The sequence below is a fragment of the Paenibacillus aurantiacus genome (assembly GCF_042431225.1).
GTDB lineage: Bacteria > Bacillota > Bacilli > Paenibacillales > Paenibacillaceae > Paenibacillus_Z > Paenibacillus_Z aurantiacus.
Map to the genome: position 1 here is coordinate 18,400 of NZ_JBHMDO010000044.1, position 15,600 is coordinate 33,999.

Annotated in this window: 15 protein-coding genes; all 15 read left to right on the plus strand. The window is 56.6% G+C overall.

The annotated features are described in order from the left end of the window. Positions 1 to 268: 268 nt before the first annotated feature. Entirely contained in the window at positions 269 to 1,438 is a 1,170-nt protein-coding gene (gene aroC / locus ACFFSY_RS26910) for a chorismate synthase (protein WP_377499976.1), read from the plus strand. After that, positions 1,438 to 2,541, plus strand: coding sequence for a 3-dehydroquinate synthase (aroB, locus tag ACFFSY_RS26915; RefSeq protein ID WP_377499978.1), 1,104 nt, complete (start codon positions 1,438 to 1,440; stop codon positions 2,539 to 2,541). The genes aroC and aroB overlap by 1 nt, the downstream gene beginning before the upstream one ends. Before the next feature lie 3 nt (positions 2,542 to 2,544). Beyond that, positions 2,545 to 2,913, plus strand: coding sequence for a chorismate mutase (aroH, locus tag ACFFSY_RS26920; RefSeq protein ID WP_377499980.1), 369 nt, complete (start codon positions 2,545 to 2,547; stop codon positions 2,911 to 2,913). Between the two features lie 360 nt (positions 2,914 to 3,273). Beyond that, on the plus strand, positions 3,274 to 4,824 hold the full coding sequence (gene trpE, locus ACFFSY_RS26925; RefSeq protein WP_377499982.1) for an anthranilate synthase component I: 1,551 nt from the start codon (positions 3,274 to 3,276) through the stop codon (positions 4,822 to 4,824). Between the two features lie 8 nt (positions 4,825 to 4,832). Further along, positions 4,833 to 5,879: an anthranilate phosphoribosyltransferase gene (gene trpD / locus ACFFSY_RS26930; RefSeq protein ID WP_377499984.1), complete on the plus strand. Its 1,047-nt coding sequence runs from the start codon at positions 4,833 to 4,835 to the stop codon at positions 5,877 to 5,879. Further along, positions 5,869 to 6,666 (plus strand): indole-3-glycerol phosphate synthase TrpC, encoded by a 798-nt coding sequence (trpC, locus tag ACFFSY_RS26935; RefSeq protein ID WP_377499986.1) that lies wholly within the window; start codon positions 5,869 to 5,871, stop codon positions 6,664 to 6,666. The genes trpD and trpC overlap by 11 nt, the downstream gene beginning before the upstream one ends. Then, positions 6,663 to 7,340, plus strand: coding sequence for a phosphoribosylanthranilate isomerase (locus ACFFSY_RS26940; protein WP_377499988.1), 678 nt, complete (start codon positions 6,663 to 6,665; stop codon positions 7,338 to 7,340). The genes trpC and ACFFSY_RS26940 overlap by 4 nt, the downstream gene beginning before the upstream one ends. A 2-nt stretch (positions 7,341 to 7,342) precedes the next feature. Then, positions 7,343 to 8,539, plus strand: coding sequence for a tryptophan synthase subunit beta (gene trpB, locus ACFFSY_RS26945; protein ID WP_377499990.1), 1,197 nt, complete (start codon positions 7,343 to 7,345; stop codon positions 8,537 to 8,539). After that, entirely contained in the window at positions 8,536 to 9,345 is an 810-nt protein-coding gene (trpA, locus tag ACFFSY_RS26950) for a tryptophan synthase subunit alpha (protein WP_377499992.1), read from the plus strand. Before trpB ends, trpA begins: the two co-directional genes overlap by 4 nt. A 210-nt stretch (positions 9,346 to 9,555) precedes the next feature. After that, on the plus strand, positions 9,556 to 10,653 hold the full coding sequence (gene hisC, locus ACFFSY_RS26955; RefSeq protein WP_377499994.1) for a histidinol-phosphate transaminase: 1,098 nt from the start codon (positions 9,556 to 9,558) through the stop codon (positions 10,651 to 10,653). Positions 10,654 to 10,657: 4 nt separating this feature from the next. Beyond that, the gene (locus tag ACFFSY_RS26960; RefSeq protein WP_377499996.1) at positions 10,658 to 11,749 is read left to right on the plus strand and encodes a prephenate dehydrogenase; all 1,092 of its coding nucleotides are present in this window, start codon (positions 10,658 to 10,660) and stop codon (positions 11,747 to 11,749) included. A gap of 427 nt (positions 11,750 to 12,176) precedes the next feature. Then, a complete protein-coding gene (locus ACFFSY_RS26965; RefSeq protein ID WP_377499997.1) occupies positions 12,177 to 12,773 on the plus strand; it encodes an RNA polymerase sigma factor in 597 nt (198 codons plus the stop codon). Next, complete coding sequence (locus ACFFSY_RS26970; protein WP_377499999.1) at positions 12,770 to 13,378, plus strand: anti-sigma factor family protein; 609 nt, start codon at positions 12,770 to 12,772, stop codon at positions 13,376 to 13,378. The genes ACFFSY_RS26965 and ACFFSY_RS26970 overlap by 4 nt, the downstream gene beginning before the upstream one ends. Positions 13,379 to 13,467: 89 nt before the next feature. Next, the gene (locus ACFFSY_RS26975; RefSeq protein WP_377500001.1) at positions 13,468 to 14,061 is read left to right on the plus strand and encodes a histidine phosphatase family protein; all 594 of its coding nucleotides are present in this window, start codon (positions 13,468 to 13,470) and stop codon (positions 14,059 to 14,061) included. Between the two features lie 158 nt (positions 14,062 to 14,219). Beyond that, the gene (locus ACFFSY_RS26980; RefSeq protein WP_377500003.1) at positions 14,220 to 15,428 is read left to right on the plus strand and encodes a hypothetical protein; all 1,209 of its coding nucleotides are present in this window, start codon (positions 14,220 to 14,222) and stop codon (positions 15,426 to 15,428) included. The last annotated feature ends 172 nt before the right edge of the window (positions 15,429 to 15,600 follow it).

The following is a 15,600-nucleotide window of genomic DNA, read 5'->3' on the forward strand; positions in this document are numbered from 1 at the left end:
AGGAAGAAGAGTCGTTTGGGTTTGACCGGGAACGGTTGCCCCAAGCGGCTTTTTTGCGTTTCGCGCCAGCGCTGTGGCGACGTTGTAATTCCTTGTCAAACCGACGAAGCCTGTACTATAATGAGCAAAGATGTTTAGGCAGAAAATTTAGGCAATGATCGATACGGCTGGACAAGCGGGATGAGGGAAGGGACGGATGGCGGCATCTCCCGGGTTTCCCTTGGTCCGCCGCGTTGTCAGCCGTTTTCATTTGAGAGGGGGCTGCCGGATGAGCTTGCGATATTTAACAGCTGGCGAGACCCATGGTCCGCAGCTAACGGCGATCATTGAAGGAATACCGAGCAATATGCCAATCGATTTCGAGGAACTGAATGTGCAGATGGTCCGCCGCCAGAAGGGGTACGGACGAGGACGACGGATGCAGATCGAGCAGGATTCAGCCTCTGTCGTCGGCGGTGTTCGCCACGGACGGACGACCGGTGCCCCGATCGCGATCGTCGTCGAGAATAAGGATTGGACGCATTGGACGAAAATCATGAATATCCATACGAACGAGCATACCGAGGAGGAGAAACGCCGGATTCGGCGGCCGCGTCCAGGCCATGCCGATTTGAACGGCGGCCTTAAGTACAACCAGCGCGACCTTCGCAATGTACTGGAGCGGTCAAGCGCGCGAGAGACCGCAGCCCGGGTTGCCTGCGGCGCCATTGCGCGTCAGCTGCTGGCGGCCTTCGGTATGAAGGTCGGCGGACAGGTTATTCGAATCGGGGAAATCACGGCACCGCCGAACAGCCTGCCGCTGGATGAGCTGATCCCATTAACGGAGGCTTCCTCGGTACGCGTCGTGGATAAGGAAACCGAATCGCGGATGGAAGCGTACATCGATCACGTCAAGGCGGATGGCGATTCGCTCGGCGGCATCGTCGAGTGTATCATCGAAGGTGTGCCGACTGGACTTGGCAGCCACGTGCATTGGGACCGGAAGCTCGATGGCCGGATCGCGCAGGCAGTCGTTTCCATTAATGCGTTCAAGGGCTGCGAAATCGGCATCGGGTTCGAGGCCGGCATGCTGCAGGGCTCGCAAGTGCATGACGAGATTATGTACGACAAGGAGCGCGGGTTCCATCGGGCAACGAATCGGATGGGCGGCTTCGAGGGCGGAATGACGACGGGCGAGCGTATCGTCGTGAGAGGCGTTATGAAGCCGATTCCCACGTTGTACAAGCCGCTGCGCAGCGTTGATATCGATACGAAGGAACCGTTCTCGGCGCAGATCGAGCGGGCGGACGCCTGCGCGGTGCCAGCGGCGAGCGTCGTGATGGAGAACGTTGTCGCTTGGGAAGTCGCGAAGGCGTTCCTGGAGAAATTCGGCGGCGACTCGATGGAAGAAATCCGGGCGAATTACAATAACTATCTGGAGCGGGTGAGAGCTTACTAATGGGGGACAAACGCGAATTAACGGTTGAGCTGGGAGAGAGATCGTACCCGATCTATATTGGAGAAGGAATTCTCGAGGATGCGGGCAAGCTGTTCGTTCAGCATGGCATTAGCATCAAATCGCCGATCATGATCGTGTCCGACGTGGCGGTGGCGAAGCATCATCTTCCGCTGCTGCAGTCCGTGCTGGAAGAGGCGGGCTATAGCATCGCGACGGCCATCGTTCCGTCCGGGGAAGGGTCGAAGTCGCTATCCGTGTTCGAGGATTTGGTCGGGCAGGCGCTGAAGGCGGGCCTGGACCGCAAGTCGACGATCGTGGCGCTGGGCGGCGGGGTCGTCGGGGATTTAGCAGGATACGTCGCCGCTTCTTACATGCGCGGCATCAAATTCGTGCAGGTGCCGACGACGATCCTGGCACATGACAGCAGCGTTGGCGGCAAAGTGGCGGTCAATCATCCGCTGGCGAAGAACATCATCGGCGCGTTCCATCAGCCGGAGCTCGTATTGTATGATCTGAATACGCTGCAGACGCTGCCGCCGCGCGATGTCTCGGCCGGATTGTCCGAAGTGGTGAAGCATGGTTTGATCTGGGATGCCGAGTTCGTCACCTGGTGCGACGAGAACGCGGAACGTCTGCTTGCGCTCGACCCGGATGCGCTTGGCTATGCGCTATACAAGGGCTGCAGCGTCAAGGCGGCCGTCGTCTCGCGCGACGAACGAGAGAACGATCTGCGCGCGATTTTGAACCTAGGCCATACGATCGGCCATGCGCTTGAAGCGGTGGCGGGCTATGGCGAGCTGCTTCACGGGGAAGCAATCTCCATCGGCATGGTCGGTTCCGCACGTCTGGCAGTACGGCTCGGCGCGCCGGAGGACGTATACACGGTCACGAAGCATGTGCTTCGCCGCGTCGGGCTGCCGACCAAGCTGCCGGCGCATTTGGACACGAATGCGATCATGGACGCGATGATGCACGACAAGAAATTTCAAGAAGGCACCATGGTGTTCATCGTACCGGTTGCGATCGGGCAAGTTGAGATCAATAAGTCCGTCTCATCTGCTTTAGTACGGGAAATAGTCGAAGAGTTAAAGCGGGAGGAATAATAGATGAGTGTACGCGGCGTACGCGGTGCCATCACCGTGGAAGTGAACGAAGAAGCCCCGATCTTGCAGGCAACGACGAAGCTGCTGCATGAGATCGTGAAGGCGAACGGCATTGTGCCGGATGATATTTGCAGCGTGCTGGTGACCGTCACGGGAGATCTGGACGCCACATTCCCGGCTCGGGCAATTCGGGTCATGGAAGGTTGGGAGCTCGTGCCGCTCATGTGCGCGCTGGAGGTACCCGTGAAGGGGAGCCTGGAGAAATGCATTCGGCTTCTTGTGCATGTGAACACCGAGAAATCACAACGGGAGATCGAGCATGTCTATTTGGCCGGTGCGCAAGTGCTGCGGCCCGACCTTACCAAGAGCTAAAGTCTCGGGTCAAACGAAGCTGGAATAATAATACCATACGGTTGACGCGAGAAGCGGCGCTGGTGTATAGTGAGGTCATACTTGTTGAAGAGCGCAAGACGCAAGAGAAGAGCCGAGAGCAGTTTAGAGATTGTCAGATGAAGTAGAGATGAGCAGAGTAGAGCTGAGAAGAGCGTGCGTTATGCGCGAGAGGTACCGAACCCGTCTTAACCGAGAGTGATTATGTCTATTTGGCATACATTCACTAAGTTAAGCGCTGCTTCGTGTTATCTGTCAGCACTCATTTTCTATCTTTTGACATTCACGACTCCTGCTGCGGCGGGAGTCTTTTTTATTTTCTTAAGAAGAGGAGCGATTCGCATGAATCATGAGCTGCAGCAGATCATCCGATTGGCAGGGACCTACAATTTGATTCCGATCGTCCGTCACGTGATGGCGGATACCGAGACGCCGATCCGCTTGTTCCAGCATTTCTACCGGGAGAGCCACGCGTTCCTGCTGGAAAGCGTGGAGGGGGGCGTCAAGTGGGCGCGCCACTCGTTCATCGGCACCGACCCGTTCATGATGATCCACGGGAAGCACGGGGAGATGGTCATCGAGCATAAAGGCGAGAAGACGGTGCTTCGCGACAATCCGATTGAACTGTTGAAGGCCCACTTGCGCGCGTATCGCAGCCCGTCGATCCCAGAGCTTCCTCCGTTCACCGGCGGCGCGATCGGATTTTTCGGCTATGATCTGCTGCAGTATTACGAGAAGCTCCCTGCGCACCGCATCGACGATTTGAACATGAACGATATCCAATTCATGTTCTGCGATCAAGTCATCGTGTTCGATCATTTCAAACAGCAAATTCAAGTCATCGGCAATGTTCACATTCCGGAGGCAGCGACCGATAGCCAGATCGAAGCGGCGTATAACGAAGCGGTAGCGCGCATCGACGCGACGTTGGAGCGGATCCAGCAACCGCAGCCGACGCTGCTCATGCCAAGCGGTGCTGTACCGCTGGACCCGGAGCTCGGCGTGATCAACTCCAATGTGACCAAGGAAGAGTTTATCGCGAATGTGGATAAAGCGAAGGAATATATCCGTTCGGGCGATATTTTCCAAGTGGTGCTCTCTCAACGGTTCAGTGTCGATACCGACGTGGATCCGCTTCACGTGTACCGTGTTCTGCGCACGATGAATCCTTCGCCTTATATGTATTACCTCAAAATGGGGGAGGAGGTCATCGTGGGCACCTCGCCGGAAGCGCTTGTGAAGGTCAACGGCGAGCGCGTCGAGACGAGACCGATCGCCGGCACGAGACCGCGCGGCAAGACGCCCGAGCAAGACCTTGCGCTCGAGAAGGAGCTGCTCGCCGACGAGAAGGAGCGCGCGGAACATCTGATGTTGGTCGATCTGGGCCGCAACGATATCGGACGCGTCTCCGAATTCGGCACGGTGCGATGCGACGCATACATGGAGATCGAGCGTTACTCGCATGTCATGCACATCGTCTCGAACGTCTCCGGCAAGCTGCGGGAGGACAAAGATTTCTTCGACGCCTTCCTGTCCTGCCTGCCGGCCGGCACAGTATCCGGCGCGCCGAAGCTCCGGGCGATGGGCATCATCGCGGAGTTGGAGAACGAAGCGCGCGGCGCCTATGGCGGCGCGATCGGCTATCTTGGGTTCGGCGGCAGCATGGACACGTGCATTACGATCCGTACGATTATTTTCAAGAACGGCAGAGCCTACGTGCAAGCGGGAGCGGGCATTGTATGGGATTCGGTGCCGGAGAGCGAATACCAGGAGACGGTCAACAAAGGAATGGCGATGCTCAAAGCGATCCGCGCGGCGGAAGCGGTTTTTCCGGCGCAGAAGCGGCCGGCGAGCATGATCAATAGCGATTATTTCGCAAATGCGAGAGGGTGAGGGGAACGATGGCACACGAAACGATGACGATGCAGCGGGCGCTTGCGCAACTGACGAGCGGCGCCGATTTAACCCGGGAAGAAGCGCGGGAAGTTATGGCCATCATCATGCGCGGCGACGCAACGGGTGCGCAAATCGGTTCGGTCATCACCGCCCTCCGCATGAAAGGCGAGACGAAGGACGAGATCACCGGGTTCGCGGAGACGATGAGAGCACTGTCCAGCCGCGTGCAGACGGAGCAGGAAGGGCTGCTCGATACGTGCGGAACGGGCGGATCCGGCATTCATAAATTCAATATTTCCACCGCTTCGGCGATGATCGCCTCCGCGGCTGGGGTGCGCGTAGCCAAGCACGGCAACCGCGCTATGTCCGGCAAAGCCGGCAGCGCTGACGTGCTGGAGGCGCTCGGCGTCAACATCAACTTGACGGCCGACCAAGCGGCGCGCTGCTTGGATTCCATCGGCATTTGCTTTATGTTCGCTCAAATTTATCACCCGTCCATGAAGCACGCAGCCGGTCCGCGGCGCGAACTTGGCATCCGCACGATATTCAATATGCTTGGCCCACTGACGAACCCGGCCGGCGCGGATCGTCAATTGCTTGGGCTGTACGACCGTTCGCGCACGGAGACCGTCGCCGGCGTGCTTGGCGAGCTCGGCCTTCGCCGCGCGATGGTCGTGAGCAGCCACGATGGCTTGGACGAAATCAGCATTTCGGACGCGACGCAAATTTCGGAGCTTGCGGGCGATACGGTCCGCACATTCGACATTACGCCGGAGGAACTCGGGCTGACGCGCCGTCCGCTGACGGAAGTGATCGGCGGCGACGCAGCCGAGAATGCCGCCATCATCCGCCGAATATTCGGCGGTGAAGAGCAAGGCGCTTATCGGGACATCGTCTTGGCGAATGCCGGCGCATGCATCTACGTGAGCGGGCAAGCAAGCTCGCTGCGTGAAGGCGTAGACGCGGCGGCATCGATCATCGATTCCGGTTTGGCGCAGCAGAAACTTTATCAATTGATTGAAACGACGGGGGAAGTGGCTCATGTTTCTTGATCGCATCGTAGCAACGAAAAGGCAGGAAGTCGCCTCGCTGGCAGAGACGTTCTCGCTCGCGGAATACGAGCGCACGATTGCGGGCATGCCCTCGTGCCTTGGGTTCGAACGTGCCGTCACGACGGGGCGTAACCGCGGCATGGGACTGATCGCGGAGGTAAAGAAAGCTTCGCCTTCCAAAGGGCTGATCCGCCCCGATTTTCATCCGGTGGAGCTGGCACGCACGTATGAGGCGGCTGGAGCGGACTGTATCTCGGTACTGACCGACGAGCAATATTTTCAAGGCAGCAATGCTTATTTGAGCGCGATTCGCGAAGCGGTGAACGTGCCGCTGCTGCGCAAAGATTTTACGATCGATTACCGTCAAGTGTATGAAGCGCGCGTGATTGGCGCAGATGCCGTGCTGTTGATCGCGGCGATCCTGAAGCCGGCCGAGCTGGCGGAGCTGCACGATATCGCCAAGTCGATCGGTCTCGATGTGCTCGTCGAAGTGCATAACCGCGAAGAGATGGACGATGTCCTGACGCTTGGCAAGGCGACGCTAATCGGCATTAATAATCGTGATCTGCATACGTTCGCGACTGACCTGAAGACAACGGAGCGTCTCATCGGGCTCGTTCCGCCGGGGACGTCCGTCATTAGCGAGAGCGCAATCTCGTCGACGGCCGATATCGCGTACTTGACCGAAGTCGGCGCCAAGGGCGTCTTGATCGGCGAGCATTTCATGCGCCAGCCGGAAGTGGGGCAGGCCGTAGCGGATTTGCTCGGCCCGCTGGTGAAGTCGTGAGCGGGAATGCGCGGCGGGCAGCACGGATCAAAATATGCGGTCTTCGGGACGCGGCAACGATTCGGGCGATGGGCAGCCTCGAAGTAGACGAGATCGGCTTCGTATTCGCCAAGAGCCGCAGGCAAGTCGAGCCGGAGACCGCGGCTTCGTTAATTGAGGAAGTTAAGCAGATGAATCAGCCGCTGGGAGGCGCGCCGAAGACGGTGGGCGTGTTCGTCGGCGCCTCGCTCGAGCAGCTGCGGGAACTGCTCGCCATAGCGCCGCTTGATGTAGTGCAGCTGCATGGCGATGAGGGACCGGAGCTATGCGCGGCTATTCGCGATGAATTTGGCAAAGAAGTATGGAAGGTGTTCTCCGTCAGCGGCGACGACGCGGCCGGCACAGGTCACGATCGGCTGCTCCCATACGAGGGTAGGATCGACGCGGCGCTCATCGATACGGCAGGCGGCGGGACGGGACAGACGTTTGGTTGGGAAGTTATTCCTCGCTACGCGGCTTCTGCGAAGACAATCGGCGTGCCGCTCTATGTGGCCGGCGGCCTGCATCCGGGGAACGCATCCGAACTGTTGGAACAGTATGAGGTGGACGGCGTGGACGTCTCGAGCGGCGTGGAGACGGACGGCGTGAAAGATATCGAGAAGATTCGAGCATTCGTGGAAAGGGTGAAAGCATGATGATGAGTCAAGTACCAGACGAGAGCGGACGCTTCGGGAAGTTCGGCGGCCGATACGTGCCGGAGACGCTAATGAACGCGTTGTTGGAGCTGGAGGAGGCGTACCGCCATTATTCGAAGGACCCCGAATTCATCGCGGAAGTGAAATATTTGCTGCACAAATATTCGGGACGCCCGACGTCGCTGTATTATGCCGAGCGGCTCTCCAAACATTTGGGCGGCGCGAAAATTTACTTGAAGCGTGAAGACTTGAACCATACGGGCGCGCACAAAATCAACAACACGATCGGCCAAGGCGTGCTCGCCAAACGGATGGGCAAGACGAAAATCATCGCGGAGACCGGCGCAGGGCAGCACGGCGTTGCGTCGGCGACGGTTGCGGCTTTGCTTGGTCTGGAGTGCAAAGTGTTCATGGGCGAAGAAGATACGAAGCGTCAAGAGCTCAATGTATTCCGGATGAAGCTGCTCGGCGCCGAGGTCGTGCCGGTTCTATCCGGTACCCGGACGCTCAAGGACGCGTGCAACGAAACGCTCCGCTACTGGGTCAGTCATGTCGAGGATACGTACTACATTCTTGGTTCCGTGACCGGACCGCATCCGTATCCGATGATCGTGCGCGATTTCCAGCGCATTATCGGCGACGAGGCGAGAGAGCAGATTTTGAAGGAAGAAGGGCGTTTGCCGGACTACATCGTGGCAGCAGTCGGTGGTGGCAGCAACGCGATGGGCATCTTCTATCCGTTCGTCGATGACGAATCGGTCCGTCTAATCGGGGTGGAAGCGGCAGGCAGAGGCGTGGAGACGGAAGAGCATGCGGCGACGATGACCAAAGGCCGCCACGGCGTATTCCAAGGCTCGCTCAGCTATGTGCTGCAGGACGATTTCGGACAAGTTCAGCCTGCGCACTCGATCTCGGCCGGTCTCGATTACCCGGGGATCGGACCGGAGCATGCGTATTTGAAGGATACGGCGCGTGCAGAGTACTTCCCGATCACGGACGCCGAGGCGCTGGAGGCGCTGCAGCTGCTCTCCCGCACGGAAGGGATTATTCCGGCACTGGAATCGGCTCATGCCATCGCCCAAGTGATGAAGCTTGCGCCTACGCTCGGCAGCGACAAGACGATCGTGGTGAGCCTGTCTGGCCGTGGCGATAAAGACGTGCAGGCGATCATGGGTTATCTGGGAGGGAACGAAGCATGACCAACCGTATCGACGCGGCATTCGAACGACTTCGCCAAGAGGGTGGGACGGCGCTAATTCCTTTCCTAACGATGGGCGATCCCGACGTGGCTACATCCATCGAGATCATTAAAGCACTGGAGCAAGCCGGCGCAGACATGGTGGAGCTCGGCGTCCCATACTCCGATCCGCTCGCGGACGGTCCCGTTATTCAACGGGCTTCCGAGCGGGCGCTGAAGCACCGCGTGACGATCGAGGATGTGATTCATGCAGCAAGCGACGCGCGCGAGCAGGGCGTGCAGCTGCCGTTCATTTTGTTCACTTACTACAATCCGGTCCTGCAATACGGGCTGGAGCGCTTCTTTAAACTGATCGTCGACAAAGGCATCAGCGGCTTGATTATTCCGGATCTGCCGATCGAGGAAGACGAGGAAGTCCGCGGCATGTCCGAACAGGCGGGCATTCATCTGATTCCGCTGGTAGCGCCGACGTCGAATGACCGGGTGAAGCGCATCGCGGCCAAGGCGCAAGGCTTTGTCTATTGCGTCTCCTCGCTAGGCGTAACTGGCGTGCGTTCCGATTTCCATCAAGGCATCGACCAGTTTCTGCAGACGGTGCGGGAAGCGACGACGCTCCCGATCGGCGTTGGATTCGGTATTTCCAGCCGCGAGCAGGTCGAGCGGTTCTCGAAGCAAGCGGATGGCGTCATCGTTGGCAGCGCGATCGTACGTAAGATTGAAGAGGTGCTTCCGCTGCTCGGCAGCGCCGATACGAAGCAAGAAGGATTGGACCAAATTCGCAGCTTTGTCGCCAGCTTGAAAGGCTAACGCGCCGCGGCAGCGAACGGTTGGAGACACACAGGCAAGGCTCTTTCTCCATTACGGAGGAGGAGTCTTGTTTTGCAGTCGGGGCAAGAATGTGCTTTAACGCGCTTGTGCGCTAAAATTCATACTTTCAAACCGGTTCAAGTTGTGAGACAATATGCAGGTAATGTTGTCAAACTTCAATTAGTCATTAAATAACGAGGTGAATGCGGGATGCAACCCAAAAACAGTATTGTACATTTGCCTGTCTACCAGCCTGGCAAACCGCTTGAGGAAGTAAAACGCGAGCTTGGTCTGACCGAGGTCATCAAGCTGGCTTCGAACGAAAATCCATTTGGCTGCTCGGAAGCGGCCAAGGCGGCGATCGTCGCGGAAATCGGGAATGCGAGCATATATCCGGACAGCTTCAGCACGGCGCTTACGGAAGCCGTCGCAGAGCACTTGAACGTCGACCGCAAGCAGATCATTTTCGGTGCAGGCTCCGATGAGGTCATTCTCATGTTGGCCAGAGCGTTCTTCGTACCGGGCGACGAGACGATCATGGCGGACGAGACCTTCCCCCAATATAAGCACAACGCGGAGATTGAAGGCGCGGTCTGCGTCGAAGTTCCGCTCAAGGACGGCAAGCATGACCTGCCGGCAATGCTGGCGAAAGTGAACGAGCGCACGAAGATCGTATGGATCTGCAATCCGAACAATCCAACGGGCACCATCGTTGGGAAGGACGAGCTGGACGCGTTCTTGAGCCAGGTGCCTTCGAACGTCATCGTCGTGCTGGACGAGGCTTACATTGAGTACGTGACGGACGGCTCGTTCCCGAACAGCGTGGACTACTTGAAGTCGTACAAGAACGTCATCTTGCTGCGCACGTTCTCCAAGATTTACGGCTTGGCTTCGCTGCGGATTGGCTATGGCGTCGGTCATGCGGACGTCATTCAGCTCGTGAACCAAGTGCGCGAACCGTTCAACACGACGCGCTTCGCACAGGCGGCGGCATTGGCTGCAGTCCGCGATAAGGCGTTCATCGAGAGCTGCCGCGATCGCAACGCCGAAGGTCTTCGCTATATGACGGGCGAGTTCGAGCGTCTCGGCTTGCCATACTTCGAGCCGCACGGCAACTTCGTCATGTTCGACGCCAAGCTGCCTTCCGCCCAAGTATTCGACGGGCTGCTGAAGCGGGGGATTATCTCTCGCGCGCGCTGGAGCCATTATCCGACTTACATCCGGATTACCGTAGGCAGTCAGGAGCAGAACGAGAAGTTCATCGCGGCGCTCGAGCAGGTATTGCAAGAAGCGGCGGTGCTCGGATAATATCATGACGAGAATCGCGATATTCGGCGTCGGCTTGATCGGCGGCTCGCTCGCGCTTTGCTTCAAAGGCAAGCCGGGCTTGACGGTCGTCGGTTATGACGTGCGCGAATCGTCCGCGGCCAAATACGTAGAACGGGGCGTCGTCGATGAAATGGCGGCGTCCCTTCGCGATGCGGCAGAAGAAGCGGACGTGATCTTTTTGTGTGTTCCGGTCGGCGTGCTTGATCAGTACGTAAGGGAAATTAGCGAGCTTCGGCTTAAGCCAGGCTGCATCATCACCGATGTCGGCAGCACGAAGTCGTCCGTCGCGCGTACGGCAGCGGCGCTTCGATTCAGCGGCGCGACGTTCATTGGCGGGCATCCGATGGCGGGCTCCGAGCGTTCGGGCGTCGAAGCGGCGTCCTCGCATTTGTTCGAGAACGCGTTCTATGTGCTGACGCCGGAATCGGGTGCTCCTGCGGCTGCGATAGAGCGGCTGACCCATTTGTTGAAGGCGACCAAAGCGCATATCGTGCACGTGGCCCCTGACGAACATGACGAGATCGTAGGCGCCATCAGCCACCTGCCTCATATTATAGCGGTTGCGCTCGTGAACCAGATTAGAGGCTACAACGAGTCGAATCCGCTGTATAGCGTGCTGGCGGCGGGCGGCTTCCGCGATATTACGCGGATCGCCTCGAGCGATCCGGTCGTCTGGCGTGATATATTAATCAGCAATCGCGATGTCCTGCTTAACTTACTGGAAGGATGGAACGCGGAGACGCGCAAGTTCATCCGGATGCTAGAAGGGAAGGATGCGGAGGGCATTCAGGAGGCGTTCAAGCAAGCGGGCGCATTCCGGAGCCAGCTCCCTGAGCGGCGCAAGGGCATGATCCATTCCATTTACGAGTGTTACGTCGACGTACCGGACCACCCTGGCATTATCGGGAGAATCGCGACGGAGCTTGGCAATGCGAGAATCAATCTGAGCAATCTTCAGATCATTGAGAGCCGGGAGGACGTTCCGGGCGTGCTAAGACTGTCTTTCCGGACCCAGGATGATTTGGATCAAGCGGTGGAGAAGCTGAACCAAACTGGCCATTCCGTTCATTTCTAAAAAATGATTTATAAAAAATGAAAACGCTTATTGACAGAATGAAAACGGATACATATAATAAAGGTACAGTATGGTTTCTCTCCACTCCTATCCAAATCCAACGCACATTGTGCGGGCCACCTTTCGAGGTGGTCTTTTTTTTGTTTGAATCAAGAAAGGGCGAATAGGTTTGATAAAAAATTTTTAAGACACGAGCAGCAAATAGCTGTGCTACAATAGGAGTATTGAATGTAAAAATCTGGCGCGTCGATAAAATGTCGAATCTAGCAGGAATTTGCGAGTTTAACTCGAATTCAATATAGCTTGTCCGTTTGCGTGGACTTATCAACGGATTTTTGGTTGGAGTCGCGCAACTTTTTCGAACCCGTTCGGTACAATGATAGTACCGGGTGGAGAACACTCCGAAGTCCAAGGAGGGTCGCCCGCAATGACCGATTCCCAGTTAATCCGCGAAATCAAAGACGGTAACGTTCAGCTTTACTCGGAATTGATGCGGCGATACCAGCGCAAAATCCTTGCCTTCATCTTTCATATGTTGAAGAGCGCGAAGATGGAGCTGTTAGCGGAGGATTTATGCTCCGAAACGTTCTATAAAGCGTATCGAAGCTTGCATTCTTTCCGTGAGACGGATGCTACGTTCTCGACTTGGCTGTACACGATCGCCCGCAATACGGTGCTTAGCGAGCTGCGCAAGCAGAAATCCGGCAACGTGTCCCTCGATGAGATCAACGTGATGCCGGTCGCTCCGCCAGACAGTGTGCCGGAGCATCGGTTGCTGCTCAACGAGCGGATGTCGATGGTGCGCGAAGCGATTAACAATTTGCCTGAGAAACAGCGCTCCGCCCTTATTCTAAGGGAATATGACCAGCTGGATTATCAGGAGATCGCGAGCATACTCGGTCAGACCGTTAGCTCCGTCAAGTCGCTGCTATTTCGCGCGCGCAACAGCGTGAAGATGCAGCTGGAGCCCTACTTCGGCGAATCGCCGGTGCTGGAAGAATTCGAGGGGATGAAGATGCGATGAAATGCCTGGAGGTACGCGAGACATTCGGCGTCTATTGGGATCTAGCCGAGACCGACTCGGAACGCATGGCCGTTGACGACCACCTGGTCCATTGCGACGACTGTCGGGAAGAATTTCGGCTTTGGGAAGAAAGCGAGCAGTTAATTCGCAGCCTGTCGGAGCTGGACGAAGCGATCGGACCGATCGAAGTCGACCATGTCAACCGTGGGGTTATGGAGCGGATCTATGCGGAGGATTCCTGGTTTATGCCGGTTCCGAGCCGCACCTATCAATTCTCAAGGTCATTCCGCCGTAACGCGGCCGCTGCGATCGCATGCTGCATGGCGATGTTCATATGCGGTTTGTTTTATATGTTGATCGGCAATCAGGACGCCTCGTCCGTCGAGATGGCGAAGCTGACAGGACTGATCGAGACGGCGAACGCGGCTGAGAATACGGGGTTAATAACGGCGGATTTTTATGCGGATCTTCCCGTGGCCAGCATCAGCGATCCTTTGGTGCTGAACGTCGTACCGACTTTTCCGCAATATTGGATCGCCTTGTCCATTTTGGGCATGATTATGGCTTTGCTCATTTTGAATTGGCTATCTCGCACGAGGCAGTAACCTGCTTTGCCGCATCGTAATATTACGTTACCGACCAGAGAACTCCAGCCTGTATGCGCTGGAGATTTTTCATTCAAGGGGAGATGGATATGCGTATCGGATTAATCCGCCACGGGAAGACCGATTGGAACGCCCTGGGCAAAATTCAAGGACAGACGGACACGCCCCTGAACGAAGAAGGTATTCGGCAAGCGGGCTTGTTGGCCCAGCGGCTCCGGCGGGAGGATGTACGCTGGGATGCGATAATAGCCAGTGATCTTGCGCGTGCCGACGAAACGGCCCGCATCATCGCGCAGACGCTCGGCATCCCGCAGCTTCCGGGCGATGCCCGATTGCGCGAGCGGTACTTCGGCGAGATCGAAGGAACGACGGAGGAAGAAAGGCTGGCCAGATGGGGAGCCGATTGGCGGAGCCAGCCTCACGGTCAGGAATCCGATGAGGTGCTGCGCGGCAGAGCAATGGCATTCGTCGACGATCTTGCCGCGCATGATGCGGAGAATCGCAGTATTCTCGTCGTCACGCATGGCAGTCTGCTTGCTCAATTGCTGAAGGGACTTTGCGCGGAATTGGCGGACAAGCCGATCGGTAACGTATCCCTTAGTATTTTCGAGCGCGAGACCGACCGTTGGCAGCCGCTGCTGCACAACTGCACGCTTCATCTGGACGACCTGGCGCGTGCCTAGTTTATTCTAGTTGCTTCTATAATATATGGACCATCTGGACCTGCTTCGTTTCATCTGAAACGAGGCAGGTTTTTTTTCATAGGGCGGTTATTAAATGCTCCGAATCTTCCCATAATGGTACTAGTTAAACGAAGAAACGAGAGATCGGAGGATTGGACATGAATTTGGCGGATATGCTCAGCTATGCCGATATCGTACAGCTCAGCCGGATTGCGTCGACGTACCGATGCGAATGCAACGGCCACTCCAAGAATGAGCTGATCCAGTCCATTTTATCCACCGTTAACCGCAGGGATGTATTCGAAACGCAAATCAAGTCGATGCAGCTGGAAGACTTGCGGTTCATGAATTCGCTGTTGTTCGATTTACGGGATACGTTCTCGTTGGAGGAGCTGCTGGCACGTGCCGAGCAAAGCAAGTTCGGGGCGGAGGAAGACAAGCAGGAGGTACCGGATACGGCACGGATTTCGGAGCCATCGCAGGCGAAGAAGTCATCCAAGCGGACCAAAACGCAGAAACCAGCACCGCCAGCTGAAAGCGGCCCGCGTGCGACGATTTCGCGGTTTAAACAATACGGCTGGCTGTTTAATGGAATTTCAGGACCGAACCGATATTTGTTCCAGGTTCCTCACGATCTGAAGCGCAGATTCAAGGAAGCCATGGAGCGGAAGTTCGTTTCCCAGCTCACATTCGTGTACGATGAACCACAAGCTTATCGGGATGAACAGCAGCTATTGGGCGAGGATGTCAAGGAGCTTTTGACCTTTATTCATCACAATGAAATCCAGCTGACCTCCGATGGGGCTATGTACAAAAGAAGCGTGCTTCAGATCATGGACCGACTAGCCGTGAAGGAACAGCTCCCGGGAAAAGGCGAGTGGCGGTTCGGTTACGGACGCCGGATGAAAGATTACCCGAACCGGATGTCCCTCATCTATGACTACGGTTATTATAACGGTTGGATTGCGGAAGGCGAGAGCGAACTGACGCTAACGCCGGCAGGCCTCGAACGCCAAGCATCGGGTGCCCCGGAAGGAACCGACAAGCTGTACCGGTTCTGGCTCCGTTTATATAAGAATGCCATGCCGAACTTGCGGTCGCTCGTCTACTGGACCGACAAACTATCTGAACAATGGGTGACGGCAGAATCGCTTAAGTACGCATTGGTTCCTTACATTAGGCCGTTTTACTATGACAGCTCCGAGACGTTGTTTGAGCAGCGAATCGTCGGGATGATGCTGCATTTGGGTCTGATTCGCATCGGGGAACACGCGCAGTTCGGCAAGGTCATTCGCGCCACTCCGCTAGGGAGAGCAGTCGTTGCAGGATTGAATTTGGAGGACGAAGACGCCATCGTGTTGGACTAGCTTCTATTAATAGGCCGCAGCACATTCCCGCGGGATAAGGGCAAACGCAGGATACGGCTGTTCACGCCGGAGAATATAATTTAGTAGAAGCGGATATTGGTTAAACCTATCGCTTTCGCTTGAACCCGAATATGAAGGCATGCAAGAGCATCATGCGGACGATGAGAGACAG